The 22136-nt window shown below is 37.1% G+C and carries 22 protein-coding genes; 18 read left to right on the top strand and 4 right to left on the bottom strand.

From position 1 onward, the window contains the following. Nucleotides 1–265: 265 nt before the first annotated feature. The gene (locus D1839_RS03360; RefSeq protein WP_120378470.1) at nucleotides 266–631 is read right to left on the bottom strand and encodes a YugN family protein; all 366 of its coding nucleotides are present in this window, start codon (nucleotides 629–631) and stop codon (nucleotides 266–268) included. Nucleotides 632–825: 194 nt separating this feature from the next. Between D1839_RS03360 and D1839_RS03355 the strand changes: the two genes are divergently transcribed. The 7 genes from D1839_RS03355 (at nucleotide 826) to coaD (ending at nucleotide 5928) form a co-directional block, all read left to right on the top strand. Further along, nucleotides 826–1893, top strand: coding sequence for a CAP domain-containing protein (locus D1839_RS03355; protein ID WP_120378469.1), 1068 nt, complete (start codon nucleotides 826–828; stop codon nucleotides 1891–1893). 785 nt (nucleotides 1894–2678) lie between these two features. Beyond that, entirely contained in the window at nucleotides 2679–3083 is a 405-nt protein-coding gene (locus tag D1839_RS03350; RefSeq protein ID WP_120378468.1) for a YlbD family protein, read from the top strand. Nucleotides 3084–3094: 11 nt separating this feature from the next. After that, entirely contained in the window at nucleotides 3095–3328 is a 234-nt protein-coding gene (locus D1839_RS03345) for a YlbE-like family protein (protein ID WP_120378467.1), read from the top strand. A gap of 51 nt (nucleotides 3329–3379) precedes the next feature. Then, nucleotides 3380–3817 (top strand): YlbF family regulator, encoded by a 438-nt coding sequence (locus D1839_RS03340; RefSeq protein ID WP_120378466.1) that lies wholly within the window; start codon nucleotides 3380–3382, stop codon nucleotides 3815–3817. A gap of 242 nt (nucleotides 3818–4059) precedes the next feature. After that, nucleotides 4060–4335 carry a YlbG family protein gene (locus tag D1839_RS03335; protein WP_120378465.1) on the top strand — a complete coding sequence of 92 codons (276 nt, stop codon included), beginning with the start codon at nucleotides 4060–4062 and terminating at the stop codon, nucleotides 4333–4335. Nucleotides 4336–4878: 543 nt separating this feature from the next. Next, on the top strand, nucleotides 4879–5433 hold the full coding sequence (gene rsmD / locus D1839_RS03330; protein ID WP_120378464.1) for a 16S rRNA (guanine(966)-N(2))-methyltransferase RsmD: 555 nt from the start codon (nucleotides 4879–4881) through the stop codon (nucleotides 5431–5433). A 15-nt stretch (nucleotides 5434–5448) separates the two neighbouring features. Beyond that, the gene (coaD, locus tag D1839_RS03325; protein ID WP_050352636.1) at nucleotides 5449–5928 is read left to right on the top strand and encodes a pantetheine-phosphate adenylyltransferase; all 480 of its coding nucleotides are present in this window, start codon (nucleotides 5449–5451) and stop codon (nucleotides 5926–5928) included. A gap of 237 nt (nucleotides 5929–6165) precedes the next feature. On the opposite strand, the gene ylbJ is transcribed toward coaD, so the two are convergent. After that, nucleotides 6166–7374 carry a sporulation integral membrane protein YlbJ gene (ylbJ, locus tag D1839_RS03320; RefSeq protein WP_183030193.1) on the bottom strand — a complete coding sequence of 403 codons (1209 nt, stop codon included), beginning with the start codon at nucleotides 7372–7374 and terminating at the stop codon, nucleotides 6166–6168. Nucleotides 7375–7795: 421 nt separating this feature from the next. Here ylbJ and D1839_RS03315 point away from each other — a divergent pair, with 421 nt between their 5' ends. Then, nucleotides 7796–8806: a SepM family pheromone-processing serine protease gene (locus D1839_RS03315; protein WP_120378463.1), complete on the top strand. Its 1011-nt coding sequence runs from the start codon at nucleotides 7796–7798 to the stop codon at nucleotides 8804–8806. Between the two features lie 93 nt (nucleotides 8807–8899). Here D1839_RS03315 and D1839_RS03310 read toward each other — a convergent pair whose 3' ends face one another. Continuing rightward, nucleotides 8900–10114, bottom strand: coding sequence for a nucleotidyltransferase (locus D1839_RS03310; RefSeq protein WP_120378462.1), 1215 nt, complete (start codon nucleotides 10112–10114; stop codon nucleotides 8900–8902). A 485-nt stretch (nucleotides 10115–10599) separates the two neighbouring features. Here D1839_RS03310 and D1839_RS03305 point away from each other — a divergent pair, with 485 nt between their 5' ends. The 3 genes from D1839_RS03305 to D1839_RS03295 all read left to right on the top strand — a co-directional run bounded on the left by D1839_RS03305 (nucleotide 10600) and on the right by D1839_RS03295 (nucleotide 12291). Beyond that, a complete protein-coding gene (locus D1839_RS03305; RefSeq protein WP_120378461.1) occupies nucleotides 10600–11130 on the top strand; it encodes a YceD family protein in 531 nt (176 codons plus the stop codon). 37 nt (nucleotides 11131–11167) lie between these two features. Continuing rightward, nucleotides 11168–11341: a 50S ribosomal protein L32 gene (rpmF, locus tag D1839_RS03300; RefSeq protein WP_050352640.1), complete on the top strand. Its 174-nt coding sequence runs from the start codon at nucleotides 11168–11170 to the stop codon at nucleotides 11339–11341. Between the two features lie 455 nt (nucleotides 11342–11796). Further along, entirely contained in the window at nucleotides 11797–12291 is a 495-nt protein-coding gene (locus D1839_RS03295; RefSeq protein ID WP_120378460.1) for an RsfA family transcriptional regulator, read from the top strand. A 106-nt stretch (nucleotides 12292–12397) separates the two neighbouring features. Here the strand turns inward: D1839_RS03295 and D1839_RS03290 are convergent, their stop codons facing one another. Then, nucleotides 12398–12880, bottom strand: coding sequence for an N-acetyltransferase (locus D1839_RS03290; protein WP_120378459.1), 483 nt, complete (start codon nucleotides 12878–12880; stop codon nucleotides 12398–12400). A 394-nt stretch (nucleotides 12881–13274) separates the two neighbouring features. On the opposite strand from D1839_RS03290, the gene D1839_RS03285 reads away from it, so the two are divergent. The 7 genes from D1839_RS03285 to D1839_RS03255 all read left to right on the top strand — a co-directional run bounded on the left by D1839_RS03285 (nucleotide 13275) and on the right by D1839_RS03255 (nucleotide 22104). Next, nucleotides 13275–13655, top strand: coding sequence for a DUF3397 family protein (locus tag D1839_RS03285; protein ID WP_158589591.1), 381 nt, complete (start codon nucleotides 13275–13277; stop codon nucleotides 13653–13655). An 87-nt stretch (nucleotides 13656–13742) separates the two neighbouring features. Next, the gene (gene bshC, locus D1839_RS03280) at nucleotides 13743–15362 is read left to right on the top strand and encodes a bacillithiol biosynthesis cysteine-adding enzyme BshC (protein ID WP_120378457.1); all 1620 of its coding nucleotides are present in this window, start codon (nucleotides 13743–13745) and stop codon (nucleotides 15360–15362) included. Nucleotides 15363–15972: 610 nt separating this feature from the next. After that, nucleotides 15973–16404, top strand: coding sequence for a division/cell wall cluster transcriptional repressor MraZ (gene mraZ / locus D1839_RS03275; protein WP_120378456.1), 432 nt, complete (start codon nucleotides 15973–15975; stop codon nucleotides 16402–16404). Between the two features lie 42 nt (nucleotides 16405–16446). After that, nucleotides 16447–17424 carry a 16S rRNA (cytosine(1402)-N(4))-methyltransferase RsmH gene (gene rsmH, locus D1839_RS03270; protein ID WP_183030191.1) on the top strand — a complete coding sequence of 326 codons (978 nt, stop codon included), beginning with the start codon at nucleotides 16447–16449 and terminating at the stop codon, nucleotides 17422–17424. Then, entirely contained in the window at nucleotides 17424–17795 is a 372-nt protein-coding gene (gene ftsL, locus D1839_RS03265) for a cell division protein FtsL (protein ID WP_120378455.1), read from the top strand. Before rsmH ends, ftsL begins: the two co-directional genes overlap by 1 nt. A 26-nt stretch (nucleotides 17796–17821) precedes the next feature. Continuing rightward, the gene (locus D1839_RS03260; RefSeq protein WP_120378454.1) at nucleotides 17822–20026 is read left to right on the top strand and encodes a penicillin-binding protein; all 2205 of its coding nucleotides are present in this window, start codon (nucleotides 17822–17824) and stop codon (nucleotides 20024–20026) included. A 146-nt stretch (nucleotides 20027–20172) separates the two neighbouring features. Next, on the top strand, nucleotides 20173–22104 hold the full coding sequence (locus tag D1839_RS03255; protein ID WP_120378453.1) for a stage V sporulation protein D: 1932 nt from the start codon (nucleotides 20173–20175) through the stop codon (nucleotides 22102–22104). Nucleotides 22105–22136 lie beyond the last annotated feature (32 nt).

The following is a 22136-nucleotide window of genomic DNA, read 5'->3' as shown; positions in this document are numbered from 1 at the left end:
GGTATGATTGTCCATGTATGACTCCTTATAATTTGGGATTTGGACAGGACTACCATTCCCTTATTATAAGGTTTTTTATGGATTTTTGTAGTGAAAACTCCCATTATTCCCAATTTTGGAACAATATATTTTCGCTTGACTTTGAAATAAAAAGTTTATGCAACGCTAGTGTAATTTCCTAGACTACAAAGAAAAACCGACTATCTTGTTCATAGGGAGTAGTCGGTTTGAGTTAAAGTTTCAGCATACAAGCAAATGAATGGTTTCATTGCTTTAGCTGGTCAATTTCTGTTTTTAATTTACTGATAAGATTCTTAGCACGCTCCACTAAATCGTTTGGAAAATTTTCTTCTTCTCCATATTCAACGCCATGTGGATAGTAATGTTTGCCTAATAAAGGCGTCATTAGTTGAATGACGGCGTTTCCACGATCGACGTCACCTTCTATAGCATAGCCTTGAACTCGAATATAGTATGTAATATTTTTCTCTTCAGAATCCATTCGATAATCATAGGTAACTCGCTCATAGTCCCATTGCCCTGCCCGAATAAAAGCGTGTTTTGCCGTTACATGATCAAGCGGTTTTAAGTCAATCTTTACGTCTTCTAACCCAGTATTTTCTAATTTCATTTTCCCCACCTCACCTTGTTATCCTCACTATACTATATTAGTATGAAATATAGCAACTTTCAATGAAAAAGGCATAGTTTATGCAAATATTTGCGGTATGTTCTATTTTTTATTATGATACAGTAAAATATTAGAATAACTAGCATGATACTTTAAATGAAACATATATATCGTATAAAAAGGAGAAACGAATAATGCGATTTATACGAAATCTTTTATTATTAGCTGTAGTCGCCGTAGTCGGTTTTTATTTATTAGAAAGTAATGAAATATCACCACAAGAAACCATGCAAACGATTACCGAGACTGTGAAAGAAAAGGAGCAATTGCTTAAAACGAAAAATGTGCCGGAAGAAAGACCAGACATTGCTTTAGAGGGTGATATATTTCAATGGTATGGGAAGTCAGATGATCAGTTACAAAAAGAACTTGGAGAACCAGTTAGAAAGGACCTCAGCGCTTACGGTTATACGTGGTGGGTTTATACAAATAAAAAAGACCAATACATTCAATTTGGAATTATAGACGGTACTATTCACACGATTTATGCTACTGGTAAAGGAACGAATATAAAACCTGTAGCAATTGGAGACAGCTATGAAAAGGTGCAAAATCATTTCACATTTTCTGAAGAAGTAAATTATCGAAATGGGCTTGCCTCTTATACCTTTAAACTTAATGCGGATGACAGAAAAACACGCCCATTAGTAAAGATTTCCGATTCTATATTTATGCAGCTTTATTTCGATACATTTCAACAGCAGCTATCCTCTGTGCGCATATTAGATATCGATACATTATTAAAGCATCAGCCTTATGAAATACAGTATAGAGGAGAGCTTCCTAAAAAGCCAAGCTTAGATGATGATCAGTGGGCTAAAATTGAAGCTGGAATGGAACGACAAATATTCGATATTACGAATATTATGCGTCAACAACGGGATAAAGAAATGTTGCAGTGGGAAAAATCAGTTGGTGAAGTTGCCTTTTTACACAGTAAAGATATGGCAGTAAATAAATATTTTTCTCATTCAAGTCAAGATGGAAGAGGGCTGAAGGAACGCCTTGACGAAGGAAAGGTTTCTTTTGTAGCAGCTGGTGAAAATATTGCTGCACAATATCCAGACGCAGCTGCTGCAATGGAAGGCTGGTTAAATAGCGAAGGTCACCGCGAAGCATTATTAAGTGAAAAATACACACACTTAGGTGTCGGCGTTTATCGTCTATACTATACACAAAACTTCTTGGCCAAGCCTTTTTAGAATTAAATTGATTTCTGAATTTTGAGTGGTGTAATGCTACCATCATGATGTGAAAAAGGTGCATTCTAAGCATAAAACAGAAGTTACCATGATCGCCTAGCAAGATAAACCGGCTAGAAGCAGTATTTGATGACTGCTTCTAGTCGGTTTTTAATTTAGGCTATACCAATATTTGTTGGAGTTAAGGGTTAAGAATAAGCCTCTAAAATATATGTTGGGGTGTAGAAAAAAGTTAGATAAATAAAAACAAGCCAACTCCATTCTTGTTAAGCTTGAATTACCTCAAACCAAGTAAAGGGGCTGCTAGTAATTAGAATTCTAATATCTTCTTTACTTCGTTTGGTCCCGCATCTAAGGTGTTGTAAGACTTCCGCTTCAAGAGTTGATAATCTGGAGCTGTAATAAGTCTAAGCAGGAGATAACAGCACCTAAATGTCCTATTTCGTAAGCGGCCCATATCATTTGCCGGTATGAACAAGCCGTAGGGCGAATTTTTAAAGTCCCACCGTTGTGGGCGATGGATCCGGACGTGGTTATCTGGTTATTTCGTTATCCCTAAGTACTTCATTTTATGCTTTTTATCTTATAAAAAAGGGGGGCGATTCCCGGTGGAAAGACAGCAAGATAAAATAATAAATGGGAGTGAGCTAAATCTTCAGTCTCATCAACGTTGACTTAAAACCTTAATTTGCGATTCATTATACAAAAAGCTATTAATCACAAGCGTTCATAATAGACATAAACTAATTAGTACATATGACTATGTGAAAAAGAGGTGAATTCAAATGAGTGAACGGCATTTACACCCTTCCGTAACTGCTTTCAAGCAATTCATAAATAAACATCCGAAATTAATAGAGGATGTTCGAAAAAGCGGAAAACCATGGCAAGATATGTACGAGAAATGGGCATTACTAGGTGAGGATGATCCTTATTGGGACAAATTTAAACAAGCGGATACAAACGAAAACAAAAAAAAGAAAGACGATAATTCTACGAATGAAAATAATAAGGAATTATTTAGCCAGTTATTAAAAATGGCAGAATCCATGGACTTAGATAAAATCCAACGGCAAGTGGAGCAATTTAGCTCATCTGTTACTACGATTCAGGAAATTATTTCCCAATTTAAACAAACAAAGGATACGAAACAGCCAACGAATGAACGTATGGGGTGGTTTCGTGATTAAGGAGCATAAATATGGACCCGTTATGTTATAACTATTTAGAGCAGCACCCGGAATTATTGCAATTCGTTCGGATGAATCCGGTTTGGTATCGCTACTTATCTCGGGACCCCTCTTTATTATCAGAAATGAAAAAGGAAGCCAAACAATTTTATGGGAAAACCTTTCCTCAACGCGTAGAGAAGGTAAATAATCACTTGCAGATGGTTCGAATGTTGATGCAGTTTGCTGGAGCAATGAAGGATTAAATATGTTCACAGGCTATAAAAAATGGTACTATGAAGTGGGAGGTGTATGGGATGATAGCGACAATGGACTATGTAGCAATCCTCGATCATTCAGAGGAGTTAGGAAAAATGATCTTGGATTCTGATGTCATGGAAGCCTATCGTCATTCTCAAAAAGAATTACAAGAAGATAAAGAGGCTCAGAAGCTTATTCAAGCTTTTTCATCCATTAAGGAGCAATATGAGGATGTACAGCGATTTGGCAGATATCATCCAGATTACAATACAATTATGAAGGAAGTACGGAAAGTAAAGCGCGAAATGGATATGAATGAGAAAGTAGCTTCTTTTAAAATCGCTGAGCGCAATTTACAGCAATTATTGGATGAAATTAGTCAATATCTAGCATATAGTGTTAGTGAACAAATCAAAGTTCCTAAAGACGGCGCGGCTTTAAGTGATAGTGGCTGTGGTTGCGGAAGTGGCGGCGGCTGCGGCTGTGCTGTATAATTGCTTTATCAGTATACTAATCCTTTATATATAGTAAATAGCGATTTGGATAGGGGAAGTTTCCTTCCATAAGCTACTGATATGTGATCTAAATAAGGAGAAGACAACATATCTGTTGATGAATGGGACTACAAATCATTTGTATTCAAACATCCATCTCTTCTCCTTATGGTCACAATATGGATGCATAAATAATCATCATTAATAATTTATCTGATAAATAGTAAGTGAGGTTAAAAATAATGCGCACAAAACGTCAAGGCTTAATTGTTTGGTTTCAACATATGAAAAATTTAAAACAAATCAAACGATACGGTCATTTATTGTATAGTTCAAAAAAACTAAAGTATGCGGTCATTTACGTAAATCAAGATGAATTAGAAAAAATTGAAAAAAAACTTTTGAAGTTTACTTTTGTTTCTAAAGTTGACAGATCATATAAACCTTTTGTTGAAACAAATTTTGAAAATGCGAAACCAGATAAAGCAAAACAGTATGACTATAAAATGGGAATATAGGGAAGACGGCTTGTTATCCCATATATAAGGTGCTGGAAGACTCTCACTTCAAGAGTAGGGTGAGACTGTACTACAACAACAAGTCTAATTGAGAGATACCAGCAGATAAATGCTCTATTTCGTAAGCAGGCTTTAAGTCATACCATCATGGTACTAACAATTACTGGGGGATTGAACGAAAACCCCTGCTGATGGAAGTTTTACTTTATCATTAGAAAAAACACAGAATATTGTTACGTTATTTTACAAAAAGAAAAAACCTGCAGAAAAAGTTCTACAGGTCCTTTTGTTTTCTTATAAAGAAAACAAAAAGGCAAAGGGAGAGGAGAAACCGGAAGAAGAACTTATGGGGAAGGGTAAGTCTTCTCCGTTTAATGAAACAGCCAAAGTAATCTATAGCTGATTCATTACACTAGTATGGACGTTCCGATGAATAATATACATATTGCCCCATTAATTTTTAATCCGCTCGTTATTATTTTTCGTTTCAGCGCTTTTGTGGTAGGATAAATGTCGAATAATGGTAAACGTGGAGGTGAAGCAATGCGGATAATTGCTGGAGAATATAAGGGAAGACAATTAAAAGCAGTTCCCGGTCATCTGACTCGTCCAACGACAGATAAAGTAAAAGAAGCAGTTTTTCAAATAATGGGACCTTTTTTTAATGGTGGGTATGCCTTAGATTTATTTGCTGGTAGTGGAGGATTAGGAATAGAAGCATTAAGCCGAGGAATAGATCGAACGATTTTCGTCGATAAGTCACCACAAGCGATACATATCATAAATGAAAATTTGCAAAAGTTAAAGCTTGAGGATCGGTCTGAAGTATTTCGTGCAGATGCTTTTCGAGCCTTACACGCAGCTGCTAAGCGTAGCTTTTCTTTCAAATTAGTGTTATTAGATCCACCTTACGGAAAGGTGAAGCTTGAAAAAATTCTGCAAAAGTTATTGGACTTGGAACTGGTAGCTACGAATACATGGGTTTATTGTGAACATGCTACATCCGAACAATTACCTGTTGCACATCCTCGTCTATCCATTGTCAAACAAGCAAACTATGGGGGGACAGTTTGTATAACCATCTATAAAGTTAATTAGAAGGGAGAGCTTATCTTGACTAGATTGGCGATATGTCCGGGTAGCTTCGATCCAGTAACATATGGACACTTGGATATCATTCAACGAGGAGCTAAAATTTTTGATCATGTAATTGTTGCTGTTTTTAATAATCAATCAAAAGATCCTTTATTTACAGTAAAAGAGAGGATGAAATTATTAGAAGAGTGTACAAGCCATTTACCGAATGTCACTGTTGATTCATCAAGCAGTTTGCTAATGGATTATGCGAAATCAAAAAACGCTCAAGCTGTTATACGTGGCTTGCGAGCAGTTAGTGATTTTGAATATGAAATGCAAATCACGTCGATGAATAGACAACTTTATGAAGATATTGAAACTTTTTTTATGATGACGAATAATCAATATTCATTTTTGAGCTCAAGTATTGTTAAAGAAGTTGCAAAATATCGTGCTAATGTTAGTGACATGGTTCCCAAAGCGGTTGAAGAAGCGTTAGCACTTAAATTCAAATAATCATTCTCTCTCGTAGTTACCTACAAAAAGAGATTATTAATTCCCCACCATTGCTAATGAAATTTAGGAAGACCTCCCCCTCCAAAAGAATAAACTTCTTATCCGTAATTATTATATCGGAAAGTTGAGGTGGGAGGTTTTGTGTCGAACCTCTTTTTAATCTGAAAAAGCATTGCCTTCTTACTCGTGCATCCGTTATTACTTCTTATGAATCTATTGGTAGGAGTTATGATTACCCTATTTTTTTCTTCGATAGCATAAAAGAATAATTGAAATTCCAACAAAGGATATGGTGAGTAATGGTCCGCTCGCTGCCAAATTTTCCAGAATTAAAAGCCACTTGTTTTCGGATATATCATGGTTTACTGGAACTACTTCCATATCAAAAACTTTCCTATCAATATACAGAGGCTTGTAGAACAAAATCGTTAATATACTAGCGAATACGCCATGAAGAATACGTGCAAAAAAATACGGTGCAAACCGGATATCGGTTTTTGCCAGAATACTGGCTACTTGTGCTTGCACAGAAAAACCATTAAAACCGAGAATAAAACTGACTAACACAGCTTGTATTAGCAACGTATCTTGAACAACAGAGATGCTTTGAACACCAATTGTTATTTCAAATAGACCAGATAGTAATGGAAGTCCAAAATCTTTGGATATAGATGCGAAATTTAATAATCTCCCTAAAAAATGAGCTATAAATGTAGATATTCCGCTTAAGAAAAGCAATTTCGTTAATACCGAAAATAGAACAATAAATCCTCCGACCACTACTAAGGTTTTGACAGAGTGAATAACAGCGTCTCCTAAAACCTCCCCAAGAGGTCGAACATCGTTCATTCTTGCGCGGTGCATCGCTGTAAAAGCTTTACGTACCGAATATTTGAATGATTCCTTTCTTTTGTTTTGGTTTGTTTTGTCCTTCTTTTTTCCATAAAATCGCATGCAAATCCCAACGAATGTATTACTTAAATAATGACATACTGCCAGCAGTACCCCTAAAGAAGTATTTTGAAAAAACCCTACTGAAATGGCGGCGAAAATAAAAAGTGGGCTTGATGCATTTGTAAAGGATACTAATCGCTCTGCTTCAATTCTCGTTAGCTGCTTTTCTTCTCTTAGTCGAGCACCAATTTTAGCCCCGGTAGGGTAGCCACTCGCCATTCCCATAAACCAGCCAAAACTGCCTACTCCTGGTACATTAAATAGAGGGCGCATAATCGGTTCGAACAGAATGCCAATAAATTGGACGACACCAAAACTAATCAGTAATTCTGCAATAATAAAAAATGGAAGTAAGGAAGGGAAAACTACTTCCCACCAAAGATTTAAACCACGTATACTTGCTTCTAATGATTGATCAGGAAATTTCACCAAAGAAATGGCGATAGATAGAGTTATCATAGAAAGAAGGAGTGTTTTTAGTATTTGCGCCAATAGTGATGCCCCCTAAGATTTCACCTTACTCTGTACTTATTTAAATGTTAGTAGTAAAATTGGAATATCGTTTCATGAAAATAGATGTTTAGCTCGACTTCTGTTTTTGTTTGTACAAGTATACTTAAATATACGCTTGTGCATAGTGGTTTTATGCCCACAATTTCATAAGCATGCAAATTGCCCAATAGCTGAAGATGACACAGGGACTTGTCTTGGGAGCTTGTTTCTCTAAAGTTTCTAACTCGTATTCGTAAGTCAACACCGCTTATCATGCGTTTACTATCTTAATAACTTGGTTCTTTACAGAAAACAATTGTGAAATAATATGGTACAAACGCATACATATTTGGAGTGGAATGTTAGATAGCTTATATGACGGATAGATAGTCAATTGTTCGTATGCGAGGGGGGGTAGGAAATGAAGAAAAAACATCTTGTTCATATATTGCTTGTTATATTAGCAGTATATTTTTTAGCAATATTTCAATTGCCATATTATATTTATAAACCTGGCAGTGCAGATGCACTTAATCCGATTGTAGAAGTGGAGGAGGGTTACTCTAGTAAGGGAGATATGCATTTAGTAACGGTTAGTGGTGCTCAAGCAACTCCTATGCAGTTTCTATTGGCAAAAATATTGCCCCATCATGATGTATTACCCATTGATGAAGTATTTCCTGAAGGGATCACAGACAATGAATACATGCATGTACAGTTACAAATGATGGAAAACTCTCAAGAAGCTTCTACAGTGGTAGCTTATCAAGCAGCGGATAAACAGATCTCTATTGATTATAATGGCGTATATGTTGCCATGGTTGTAGAAAATATGCCAGCGGAAGGTAAATTGGAAATGGGTGATCGTATCATCGAGATTGATGATAAAAAAATAACGCAAGCAGATGATCTACTTGATTATATCGAAACGAAGCGAGCTGGTGATACTATATTGGTGAAATTTGTCAGAGATGACGAAACAATGACAGAATCCATTACATTGAAAGAATTAAAAGACTTAGATAATAAGCCGGGGATTGGAATCCAGCTAGTAACCGATCGTGCTGTTTCTGTCAATCCTGAAGTAAAATTCTCCAGTGGTCAAATTGGTGGTCCTAGTGCTGGTTTAATGTTCTCCTTAGAAATTTATGATCAACTGACGAAGGAAGATATAACAAAAGGATATGAAATAGCTGGAACAGGAGAAATAGATTATGATGGCAATGTATATCGCATAGGCGGCATTGATAAGAAAGTTGTAGCAGCAGATAAGGAAGGTGTAGACATTTTCTTCGCTCCAAATGAACAAGGAAAAAAAGGATCCAATTATCAAGTTGCTCTTGAAAAAGCAAAAGAAATTGAAACAGATATGAAAATTGTTCCAGTCGATACATTCGAGGACGCAATTACTTATTTAGAAGAATTAAAATAAAATGTTAAAGACCTGCCCCTTTAGACAATGGTTGGAGGCAGGTCTTTTTATGATGCAACTAGAAGTATTTCCTGTATTGGTAAAACCGATTAACTATTTATGGTTGCTAAAAATAGGAGGCTGAAGCTCTTGTTTGAGCATATTTTGTTTATTTGCTGCAGGAAGGATACTGTAATAAGCATGACTTGCTCGTTCTTCCATCTCTAGCATCGGGTGCATGTGCCGAGTCATACTATGAATGAGTGGCGTTGGCAATTCTTTTTTACACTCGCGTAAGTATTTTTGCCCTTGTTTTGTAAATCCAAGAATCCGTATATAGGGGATTGCTGCTAAATGATGTAACGTTTTAATGTCCTGTTTTTTTGTATTGGTTAAAATATGTACAAACATACGTTGTAATCTAGTCCATGTATATCTTTTTGTTTTAAGTTTTTCCACCCAATCGTAAAAGGAATGTGCCTGTTTCGCTGTTTTTTTAATTCGGTATTCTAATCCTTCATCAACGCCATGAATCGATGCAAGCTCTTGCGCAGTCATTGTAGAAACACGATAATGAAGCAATGGGAAATATGCTTCCCACGTATGCCAAGTTGAAGCAGTTTGTTTGTAAGCAGTCAACCGTTCATACGTTGGATCTGGAATTGCGTTGCGGATCGAGGGAGAAATCGATCCTTCTTTCAGCATTGTTTCTCTAATACTTGTTGCGCTTGCAATGGATCCTGTAATCTTTTTATCATGATACTCGCTTTGACTTCGTTGAATAGTAAGGGGTTTAATTGGCAAATGATAATCATAGATCGTTTTTACATAGCTAAAACCTAATATATTATTTGGTTGTGTTAAATTCATGTAAGCTAGTCCAATTTGCTCGTAAGCATTTTTACTTGCTTCAGGAAACGCTAAACCAGCATTCAAATTTAGTTTAAGAGCGTCGTTGTATGTTTTTAAATTGGCAGTCAATTGTTTATAACTATTTGTAAACGAGGCTATCTCTCCTGATTCACTGCCGAAGCAGATGCTGGAAACTTGCAAAGCATGGAGGGTAAGTATTGCTCCTTTTGCAAACCAGTCACCGCTTTGTACTGCAAATGCGTAAGGGAGTTCCACTACAATATCCACGCCACCTTGAAGTGCGGCGTATGTTCGATGAAATTTATCAATGATTGCGGGTTCGCCACGTTGCAGGAACGGGCCACTCATAACGGCAATGATGCAATCAGTTTTAGTAAGTTTTTTTGCGCTTTGAACGTGATAAACATGTCCATTATGAAAAGGATTATATTCAACAATTAAGCCACATGCTTTCATTAATACCAACTCCATGAAAAAGGATTTTGACTTTAGTTAAACAGTGTCCACCACTATTTGTCGGATAAGTTAATAATTTTTCTAGACAGGTAATGTGAATAAAGCTAATAAATAGGGTGTGACACTTCGGAACGAATTAATCATAGCTTCCCTTTATTTTATCAGAACAGGGCTATATTCGCATGAAGGACAAAGTAATGGACTGCACTTTTTAGCATCAAACTGTGATTTGTGACTTTATTTGTGCAAATAATTTGTTTCCATAGAGTTCTTTTCCACCTGTTCCATAGGAAGTTAAAAAATAAAATTATAGCTTGATATTACTGCCTTGTTAGAATGTGGCATAAATACAGACCAGTGATTTCAGGTTTCCTATATGATATAGTGGAATGTAGGTGGTGAAGGAAGGAACTGTGTAAAGAGAATATGTTGACAAAACTCCTTTTTTCTTTTAAAATTACTCTTGTTGCCTTGAGGTGATAATTATGAAATTTGCATTAGCTCAGTTAAAGAAAAATGCTTATAAGGAACCTTTTACTTTTACAGACACGGAAGATGTTTCCGAACTGGAAGTAATGAACAACGATATTCGTCATATAGGCGAAGTTGAAGTTCAAGGAACGTGCTTTTTCCAAGAAGATAATGTTATTTTTTCCTTGCGTATTTTTGGTGAAATGGTACTTCCGTGCGCGCGAACGCTAGTAGATGTTCGATATCCGTTTGATATTCAAACAGAGGAGATATTTACAACGTCTTTATATAGAACGGAAGATAATATTGATGCTGAAATTCACCCGATTGAGGGAGAGGTGCTTGATTTAACCCCTTTAATCAAGGAAAATATCCTACTAGAGGTTCCGTATCGCGTATTTTCAGATGAAACGAACAGCCAATCAGACTATATAACAGAAGGTAAAGGCTGGCAATTTATTTCAGAAGAAAAGAACGCAAACACAATAGATGAGCGTTTTAAAAAGTTGGAAACATTGTTTAAAGATGATGATAAGGACAAATAAACTTGGTTCTTATCTTTCTATAAAGGAGGTGTAAGTCATGGCAGTACCTAAAAGAAGAACTTCAAAAAAAGTAAAAAATCAACGTCGTACACATAAAAAATTACACGTACCTGGCATGGTGGAATGTTCGAATTGTGGAGAATTAACAAAACCACACCATGTGTGTAAAGCATGTGGACACTATGATGGTAAAGAAGTAGTAAGTCAGTAAATAAACAATCATTTGTCAAATTACGAGGTAGCGGACTGAGAAACAATTTTTTTGATTCTCGGATCTTATTCATTTTAGAATAAAATGCTATTAAAAAGTAGGTCACCAAAAGTGAGCTGCTTTTTTGCATTAAGAAATGTTACGAAGCGTACGTTTTGTATAGTATCCTTATTTTACTTTTGAGAGTTTCTTTTAAAGCGTTCGTCGTTTAACTGCTTAAATGTTTACTTTTACTCCTAAGTATGGAATTGTTTTCTCCTCCTTTGTTTTGTAGCTAAAACTTTTTTAAAATTGCATGTCGGTAAAAAATCATTTAAATTTTGTCTTTTGAGCGAGTAAAAATGAATAGCTGTCGATAAGGCAATAATCAAAAATCTAATAAAAAACATAAACCTTTTAGTCTATCACTCCTAGTTTTTGCATACATTGATAGCAAATGTATAAGGAGGGGTGTTATGAGTGTAACAAGGCAAGATGCTTGGACAAAAGATGAAGATATTCTACTAGCAGAAACTGTTCTACGTTATATAAAAGAAGGGAAAACACAATTAGAGGCGTTCAAGGAAGTAGCTCATAGACTTTCTAGAACTGCTGCAGCCTGTGGGTTTAGATGGAATGCCACCATTCGTAAGCAATATCAAAAAGAGGTACTAAAAGCGAAAGAAGCGCGCAAAAATGATAATATCAACTATAGCTGGTATGTTTCAGAGCCAGGTCATCATGACCCGCTTGAAACAGTCATTTCCTTACTAGAAAAGATAAAGGCTGGCAATGAACAAATTACAGCGGAGCATTTGGACGATCATACGAAACATATGAAGCAATTAGAGAAAGAAAATGAGGAATTAAAAAACGCTTTGCTTCGCTATGAGAAAGCTTGGAAAGAGATAGGGGACTTATGGAATACGGTTGCATCGGAAAGAGCAATAAAGAAAGAGACGTGTGAGTAATTTTTTCATTTGTAGTGCAATTTATATTAAATCATGTACATGAAAAGAGAACGAAAGACATGAATGAACAAAAATTCATGTCTTTAATTCTTGATCCGGATTGCTCTTAATCCGCTGTTTGAATTTCTTTAACTCCTTCCGGCATCCAAATAAGTGGATTCTCCCCTAAATCACGCTCCATTTTATATTGCGCCTTTTGGAAACCCATTTTTTCCCAAAAGCCATGAGAATTAATGCGCGGGTTTGTTTTAATTGGTAGCTGATAGCTTTTAGCAAAATCAACTAATGCTTTTCCATAGCCTTTGCCTTGATACTCGGGTAGAACCTCTAATTTCCATAAAGTTAAATAATCCTGAGGTGGGTCAAAATAAAAATCATACTTTTGCTTTACTTTATAAAGGCTCATTCGAGCAATTAAACTATCCCCAATATAAATCCCATAGAACGGAGAGTCACTTTGATTTTCCACCAGATTATTTTCTAAATCTTCCAACATAGATAACTCTTGGTTTCCGTATTCTTTAAAGTGCTTAAATTTCTCTAATGTTTTATAATTGATCATAAGTTTTTCAACTTTCACCTTATCCATCGTCCTACCCCCTTGCCAACATAAATAATCCGTTTTTGTAGAATTATTTTGGCTTTTCTATGTATTTATTATAATATAAATAAGACGAAGATCAAAATAAAGTGAAGCGCATTCACCTAGGCTTTAATTGTGAAAAATGTTCATTTAGTATTATATAAAGAAAGTCTACTAGTAGTTTATCCATCTGTATTTAAAGATGTGATATTTCTCTCGCATATAAGGTGATGTAGGACTCCCAATCAGGAGTTAGATAAACTGTCCTACCACAAGTCTAAGTGGAAGATAATAGGCACCTAATGCCCTATTTCGTAAGTGGCCTTCAGGTCCTACTCTTCAGTTGGGAATGAATCTCCACTGGTGGAAGAATTCACTTTATCGGAGGTGTGAGGCAATTGTGAAAAATGGAATTATATATTTGGCCGCATTTTTTATTTCAATACCTTTCATGGCGACATGGCTTACCTACGTTTTTAGTTATAAACTGACACGAAGACAAATAAAGTCTTTTCACCTTGCAGTATATTGGACAACCCCGTTGTACTTGATAGCTGTGACACTAATGGTAGAAATGATTATTGGGGTATGGATAGCTGGAGTAATCATGATTTTACTACTTATTTTGTTAATCGGAATTCTTTTCTTTCAATGGAAGCAACAAACGGAAGTGCTCTTGTTCAAGGCAATAAAATTAACGTGGCGGATTTCATTTTTAGCGTTTGGTTTGTTATATGGAATGCTCATCATAACTGGAATTTTACAGCGGATCTTTTTTTAATATCTGATTTCAAACAGATCGCATGAAATTTTGAAATTTTTTAGGTACAATACATGAAGGACATTACATATAAAGGAGCATGAATCTATGCGGATCGAACCTATCAAATTAAAGCAACAAAATAAATTAATCGAAGACTATCGGAATAATGAGCCGAGAATAAAGCCATTTTTTGATTACCCCGCATTTGGTGAATGGGAGCATAGGTATCATGATCTGCAAAAAAGAACGTTTAAACGTCAGGAATTATGCGATTGTTTACAAATGATCAATAGCCATTGGGAGGCGCCGGAAACAACGCGAAAAAATATTGATAGATTGCGTCATCCTGATGCTGTAACGATTATTGGAGGGCAGCAGGCCAGTTTGTTGTCTGGTCCTATGTATACAATGAATAAAATTATTTCCATTATACATTTAGCGAAGCAACAGGAAGAAGAGTTGAGAGTTCCAGTAATCCCTGTTTTCTGGATAGCGGGTGAGGATCATGATTTTGCTGAGGTAAATCATGTTTATTTGCAAGAGGAACAACAGATGCAAAAATATGTATTAAAACAGCAAGTGCGTTCCAAAACAGCTCTATCAGACATTTGGATGGATCATGATAAAGCGAAACAATGGCTAGATGAGTTGTTTGAAAAATTACCAGAAACAAACCATACAAAAACATTATATGATGAAATGAATAAATGCTTAACTTCTTCTCAAACCTATGTTGACTTCTTTGCCAAGCTTATTTATCATTTTTTCCCTGAAGAAGGCTTAGTTTTGATGGATTCTGGAAGTAAATCCATCCGACAATTGGAAAGTGATTTCTTTGTTGAAATGATTGAAAGCCAACCTGAAATCAGTGAATCAGTATGTGATTCATTAGAGCAATTACAATCTTTAGGTTACACTATAGATTTATCAGTTGTACCGTCAGACGGTCATTTATTTTATTATAAGGATGACGAACGAATATTATTGCAACGCACGGATACAGGCGAATGGATAGGCAAACAAAACGAGGTTCATTTTACAACAGAACAGTTGAAACAAATTGCTAAACTAACTCCTGAACAATTGAGTAATAATGTAGTTACCCGTCCGTTAATGCAAGAGATGCTATTTCCAAATCTGGCGTTTATAGCTGGCCCTGGAGAAATCGGTTATTGGTCTGCGCTAAAGTCAGCTTTTCATCAATTGGAAATGAAAATGCCACCCATTGTACCGAGGCTTTCTATATCCGTTATTGACCGCGCGATTGAAAAGGCATTGCGTGATTGCCAAATGAATGCTGAACAAGTCATTAATGGAAGGGTAACAGATGAAAAAGAGGCTTGGCTAGCAAATACATCTTATCCTTGTATAAAACAGATTGCGCAAGAGGCGCAAAAGCAGATCATCGACGTGCATGCACCGCTAAGAGAATTAGCTGCATCCATGAGAGACGATTTAGGTGCAATAGCTGAGAAAAACCTCCATTATATACAAGGCCACATCCAATACTTGGAAAAACGCTTAGAGAAAGCTTGGCAATCTAAACATCAACATGATTTAGCGACATTTGATATACTCCAATGCGTCTTACACCCAGAAAATGGATTACAGGAACGCATCTGGAACCCGTTACCTTGGTTAAATATGTACGGGATATCATTTGCAAGCAATTTACTCCGACATTCATATACCTTTCGAAACTCCCACTATGCGGTATATTTATAGAGATATAAAATGAGGGTTTTTATCCCGAAAGTAAAGTCGTCAAACTTCCACTTCAAGTGTCGGAGGAGCGACAAAGAAGTCACGTGTGGAATAACAGTACCTAAATTCCCGGTTCGCTAGGGTTGGCTGTAATGTGAGGAGCTGTTGTAATAGAGAAGGATAGCTACGTTAGCGACACACCGCACACGCTTTTTTCTTTTTCAAGGGAACTTATGATTTTGACTATTCTTCTTCTAAGTTAGTAGGGTAAAAGAAAACCATGTAACTGGTTGTATGGTCTGCCCTTCAAGCTTATGAAGTGTATTCCAAAGGGAAGTGGGAAATTCAATTGTAAAATCAAATGCCTGATTCAGTTTAGAAGTTTTAGGTCGTAATTTTGCAGTACAAAATCATGTATGGATAGCCGTCTAAATGGTAGCTCCCCTTTCCCCCACTTTAATTAAAAAATGAGCGAAAAGACTGTCATAGCAATAAAGGCAGTCTTTTTTTGTTGGCAAAAAAATAGTTCTTATTACCTAATTTTTAACTAGTGCTAGCAATTTTAAAAAAATTGGTGGTGAATAGTGGGGGGATGTGGTAATATAGGGAATACGAAGGTGGGGCGGACTGTATGTTTATGGGTGAATTTCAGCATAACATTGATACGAAAGGCAGAATAATTGTCCCTTCCAAGTTTCGCGAACAGCTTGGAGAAAGCTTTGTCGTGACTCGAGGATTGGATCAATGTTTATTTGTTTACCCCATGACAGAATGGAAAATATTAGAAGAAAAACTAAAAAAACTCCCACTAACGAAAAAAGACGCCAGAGCGTTTACGCGATTTTTCTTTTCTGGCGCAGTTGAATGTGAAATTGATAAACAGGGTAGAATAAATATTCCGCAAACGTTACGAAAATATGCAGCAATTGAAAAAGAATGTGTTGTTATTGGTGTTTCGAATCGAATTGAAATATGGTCGAGTGAACATTGGGATTCGTATGTTACCGACTCTGAAGAATCTTTTGCAGAAATTGCGGAGAACTTAATGGATTTTGATATTTAAAGCTATTACAGTAGCTTGCTTGAAAAAGAAATGGGTGTTTATATGTTTGAACATAAAAGTGTTTTAAAAGAAGAGACGATTCAAGGACTTGCTATTAAAGCTGATGGAGTGTATGTCGATTGCACGCTCGGTGGTGGTGGTCACTCAGAAGCGATTGCTTCGATGCTTGGAGAGAATGGGCTATTACTTGGTTTTGATCAGGATATTCATGCATTAGAGGCTGCGAAGGATCGCTTACAGCCATATAAGCATCGTATGAAGTTCATTCATGCTAATTTCAGTGAACTTGAAGCGGTGCTAGCTAAAGAAAAAATTAGTCAGGTTGATGGTGTTTTATTTGATTTAGGGGTTTCCTCACCACAACTTGATAGAGGGGAGCGCGGTTTTAGCTACCAACATGATGCGAGATTAGATATGCGTATGAATCAACAACAAGAATTGGATGCTTGTCGTGTCGTTAACGATTGGTCTTTTCATGATTTGGTGAAGATTTTCTATCAATATGGAGAGGAAAAATTTTCTAAACAAATTGCTCGAAAAATAGAAGAACGTAGAAAGACAGCCCCCATTGAAACCACGTATGATTTAGTTGATATTATTAAAGAGGCAATTCCTGCACCTGCACGGCGTAAAGGTGGTCATCCTGCTAAGCGTGTATTTCAGGCATTACGAATTGCGGTAAATGATGAACTCGATGTGTTTACTGACGCCTTACACCAAGCGGCAAAGATAATTGGTATAAATGGGCGAATAGCAGTAATCACTTTTCATTCATTAGAAGATCGCCTTTGTAAACAAGCTTTTAAAAAATGGAGTACAGATAAAGAAACCCCACGTCATTTACCGATATTGCCAAAAGAAAATGAAGCACCATTTCGCTTAATAACCAGAAAGCCAATTGTTGCCACTTTAGATGAGTTGGATGAGAATAGAAGGTCTCGATCTGCCAAGCTTCGCATTGTAGAAAAAGTAGGCGAATGGAGAGATGAATTTACTTATAAAGAAGGGTGGAGAAAATAATGAGTGCAAATCATGCAAAAAGTTGGGAACAGGTAAGGCCGCAAAGAACCCCTAAGCATGAACAAACGGTCCCTGTAAAAGTTGCCAAGCAAGGCTGGATAACAAAAGGGGAAAAAATCATTTATTCGATTATTGGGCTATTCATTGTAGTGGCTTGTATTTACATGGTTTCATTTGCTTCTTCCACAGACTCGATCAATCGTGACATGCAAGAATTGGAGATTAAAGTAAAGGCACAACAATCCGAGAATGATCTATTATCAGATGAAATTAAAAAACTAAGTCGTCCAGAACGAATCATTGAAATTGCGAAGAAAAATGGCTTACAAGTTCAGGATGCAAAGGTTAGACAAGCACAATCTATCGATTAATTTCATTCAAGGAGAACGGATAGGTTATGAGGAAAAATAAAACAACGCATTTTATGGCAGGGATTTTTATCCTCCTTTTCATCGGCATCTTTTTAACTTTGTCGGGAAGGTTTCTCTATATTCAAGCAACAGCAGAAATTGATGGTGTTTCTTTAGAGAAGTGGGCAGATAAACAGCGTACGTCTACTTATAAATTACCTGCAGAACGCGGAAAAATCTATGACAATAATGGAATGACGCTCGCTTATGATCAGCCGAGCTACAGAATCTTCGCCATTGTTCAAGAGGCTTATTCGGACGGTGCGGAAGAACCAAGGCATGTGAAAGAACCACGAAAAATAGCTGCGCAATTAGCTCCTTTATTGGATATGAAGGAAAGCGACATAGAGAATCGTTTACAGGAAGGGATAGATAATGATCGCTTCCAAGTGGAGTTTGGAAATAAAGGTAGACAGCTTTCCTTGCAAAAGAAAGAGGAAATCGAGGAACTAGATTTACCAGGGATTCATTTTAAAGAAGAGACTGTTCGGGCATATCCAAATGGTACCTTCGCTTCACAAATCATTGGATTTGCGAAAGAGATGGAAATAGAGGGGAAAGAGAAGAATGCTACGACGCAACAAATAAAAGGTGTCACTGGTATTGAAAAGGAAATGGATAAACACTTGCGAGGTAAAGAGGGCTACATTGCTTTTCAACGGGATCAATACAATAAAAAGTTGCTCGATCCGAAAGAAGTAGTCAAAAAAAATGAGGATGGCGGGAACATTTATTTGACCATTGACCAAAAAATTCAAACCCTACTGGAGGATACATTAACGCAAGTTGAAAAGAAGTATGAACCTGAACGTATTTCTGCTGTCGTTATGAACCCAAAAACAGGGGAAGTTGTAGCGATGGGAAATCGACCAAGCTATAATCCGAACAACCCTACTGATGTAGAAAATTGGTACAATGACGTCGTGTCGACTCCATTTGAGCCTGGATCCACCGTGAAAATGTTTACTTGGGCTGCTGCAATAGAGGAAGGTGTCTATAACGGAACGGAAGCATTTAAATCGGGGCAATATCAGCCCAACGAAAAAATCAAGCCGGTTCGTGATCACAATGGCGGGGCTGGTTGGGGATCTATTTCATACAATGAAGGATTCGATCGGTCTTCTAATGTTGCCGCTTCGAAACTCGTATGGGAGAAAATTGGCTCGGATAAATACCTGGAGTACTTAAAAGCCTTTCAGTTTGATCAAAAAACAAATATCGACTTACCTAATGAGGCCGCTGGGAAAATTTTATACAATTGGCCAGCCGAAAAATTGACGACTGCATTTGGTCAAGGTACAACTATGACGCCAATCCAGCAAATGAAGGCAGCAACTGCCATTGCAAATAACGGTAAGATGCTGCAACCATATATCATTGATAAGGTAACAGAAGCCAATGCTCAAAAGCCAATCAAAGAAAAACAACCAAAAGTGGTGGGAGAACCCATCTCTAAAAACACATCCAAACAAGTATTACAATTATTAGATTCGGCAGTTAATGGGGAGCATGCAACGGGAAAAAACTTTCAATTAGATAGTTATAAGGTAGGGGGTAAAACAGGAACGGCACAAATCCCCAACCCTGACGGTGGCTATTTAATAGGAAGAGAAAACTACATCTTTTCCTTTTTAGGGATGGCGCCAATTGATAATCCTCAACTAATGATGTACGTGTCTGTAAAGCAACCAAAACTAGGGGAGAAAAAAGACGGGTCCTTGGAAATGGGATCCGATCCAGTTGCATTTATTTTTAAACACGTTATGGAAAATGGTCTCCATTACTTAAACATAGATCCGGATAAGCAAAAAATGGACCAAGTAAAGCATATTGAAATCCCCTCTGTAGTTGGTAAAAATGTGGAAGCCGTAGCAAAAGAGTTGATGGAAAAAGGCTTACGTGTTACGACAACTGGAAAGGGGAAAATAATAAAAAGCAATGTTCAAGAAGGAGATCAAGTATTACCCAACGATCACATTATGCTCATTACTGAAAAGCCTAAAATGCCCCAAATTATTGGTTGGTCGCTTCGGGATGCGTTGCAGCTTGCTAACCTACTAGAATTAAAGACAGAAACATTTGGCGATGGTTATGTTGCGACACAAAATATAAAAGCAGGCGTATCTATTAGGCCTGGTGATTATCTAGGTATTGAGCTAAAATCTCCGAACAAACAAAAAAAGCAAGAATAGACCCGGGGATCGGATGAAGTGATGCTTGGTGGGAGGTATAGAAATAAGCTTTACTGGACCATAGATTAACATGAGAAACAGTGTTCTATTCCCTTTTTAGCGTTCATATAGTGGATACAAGCATGTCTTTAAAAAGGAGATGTCGTATGAAACGTGTATCCGCTGTGACGACAAAAAAGAGGATTGTCGCTGTTTTTCTTATTGGTTTACTAGTCTATGTAATTATCGATATCCGTCTGGGTTATGTACAATTCGTTATCGGGGATGATCTGACAGGACAGGCTACAGAATTATGGACGAGAGATATTGAATTTGAACCGGAAAGAGGAAAAATATTAGATAATCATGGGGAAGTACTAGCCGAAAATGTAACGGCTCCTTCTGTAGTCGTTGTCCCAAGACAAGTTGATGACCCTAAGCAAACGGCCCAAAAATTGGCCTCGATACTAGAAATGCCAGAAGATGAGGCGTTTGCATATGTAACGAAAAATGCCTCCAGTGTCAATATTCACCCTGAAGGTAGAAAGATAAATGAAAAGCAAGAGATGGCAATCCGAACATTGGATATGAACGGAGTATATTTATCTAAGGATTCTAAACGGCATTATCCATATGGTGACGACCTCTCTCATGTACTTGGCTTTGCAGGTATTGATAACCAAGGTTTAATGGGCTTGGAGCTATACTATGATGAACAACTAAGCGGGGAGAAAGGAAGTTTATCCTTTTATTCGGATGCCAAAGGAAGAAGACTAGATCGTTTAGCAGATGTTTATTCAGAACCAAAAGATGGACTGGATTTAAAGACGACGATTGACACAAGAGTACAAACGATTATGGAAAGAGAACTGGATTTAGTTGCCTCTAAGTATAATCCTGATGGAGCTGTTGCCATTGCTGTAAATCCAAAAACGGGCGGTGTTCTTGGGATGACATCACGGCCAAATTTTCATCCGGAAAACTATCAGGAAGTGGACGCAGATATTTTTGATCGTAATTTGCCAATCTGGAGTACATATGAACCAGGATCAACATTTAAGATTATTACGCTTGCTGCTGCCCTGGAAGAAGGGGTAGTTGATTTAAACAATGATCATTACCATGATGATGGTGATATTTCAGTTGGTGGTTCGAAATTGCATTGCTGGAAAAGTGGTGGGCATGGGCATCAAAGCTATTTAGAAGTGGTGCAAAATTCATGTAACCCTGGGTTTGTAAGTCTTGGTCAAATGCTTGGAAAAGAAAAATTGTTTTCCTATATTGATCAATTTGGCTTCGGAAAAAAAACTGGAATCGACTTACAGGGAGAAGGTACTGGAATTTTGTTTAAACCTGAAAAAGTAGGACCTGTTGAACTAGCAACAACCGCTTTTGGACAAGGAGTTTCCGTAACACCAATTCAACAAGTAATGGCTGTTTCTGCCGCCGTAAATGGCGGATATTTATATGAACCATACATTGCAGAGGAGTGGATTGATCCGAAAACATCCAGTGTTCAAAAGCAAGCGAAGCCTGTAATGAAAAAAAGAGTTATCTCGGAGGGAACTTCAAAAGAAATACGCCAAGCATTAGAAAGTGTAGTGGCTCAAGGGACAGGGCGTCCCGCTTATGTGGATGGATACCGAGTAGGTGGAAAAACAGGAACAGCTCAAAAAGTAGGACCTGATGGCAGGTATATGAAAAATAATTATGTGGTTTCTTTTATCGGCTTTGCTCCAGCTGATGATCCCGAAATGGTTGTGTATGTTGCTGTGGATAATCCGAAAAACGCGGTACAATTTGGTGGAGTTGTTGCAGCTCCAGTAGTTGGAAGGATTATTGGTGACAGCCTGAGAGCGATGGAAGTAAAACCTCGTACGAAAGGACTTGAAAAAGACTACCAATGGCCGGAACAGCCTAAAGTAGAGGTGCCGGATGTTGTAGGATTAAAGCGAAAAGAACTCCAAGAGTATATGACAAATTTATCCATTCAAACGAGCGGGAAAGGGGATTATATAGTGGATCAAGCACCTAAACCAGGTACTAAAGTAGAACAAGGTGCAAAAATTAGAATTTATTTAGCAGAAAATGATCGTTAATTATGCGTAAATTTGCTATAATAGATAGGCAA

The organism is Roseburia sp. 1XD42-34, assembly GCF_009917385.1.
Taxonomy (GTDB): domain Bacteria; phylum Bacillota; class Bacilli; order Bacillales; family Amphibacillaceae; genus Virgibacillus.
Note: the sequence above shows the minus strand (reverse complement) of the source record. Positions and strands in the feature narration are given on the sequence as shown.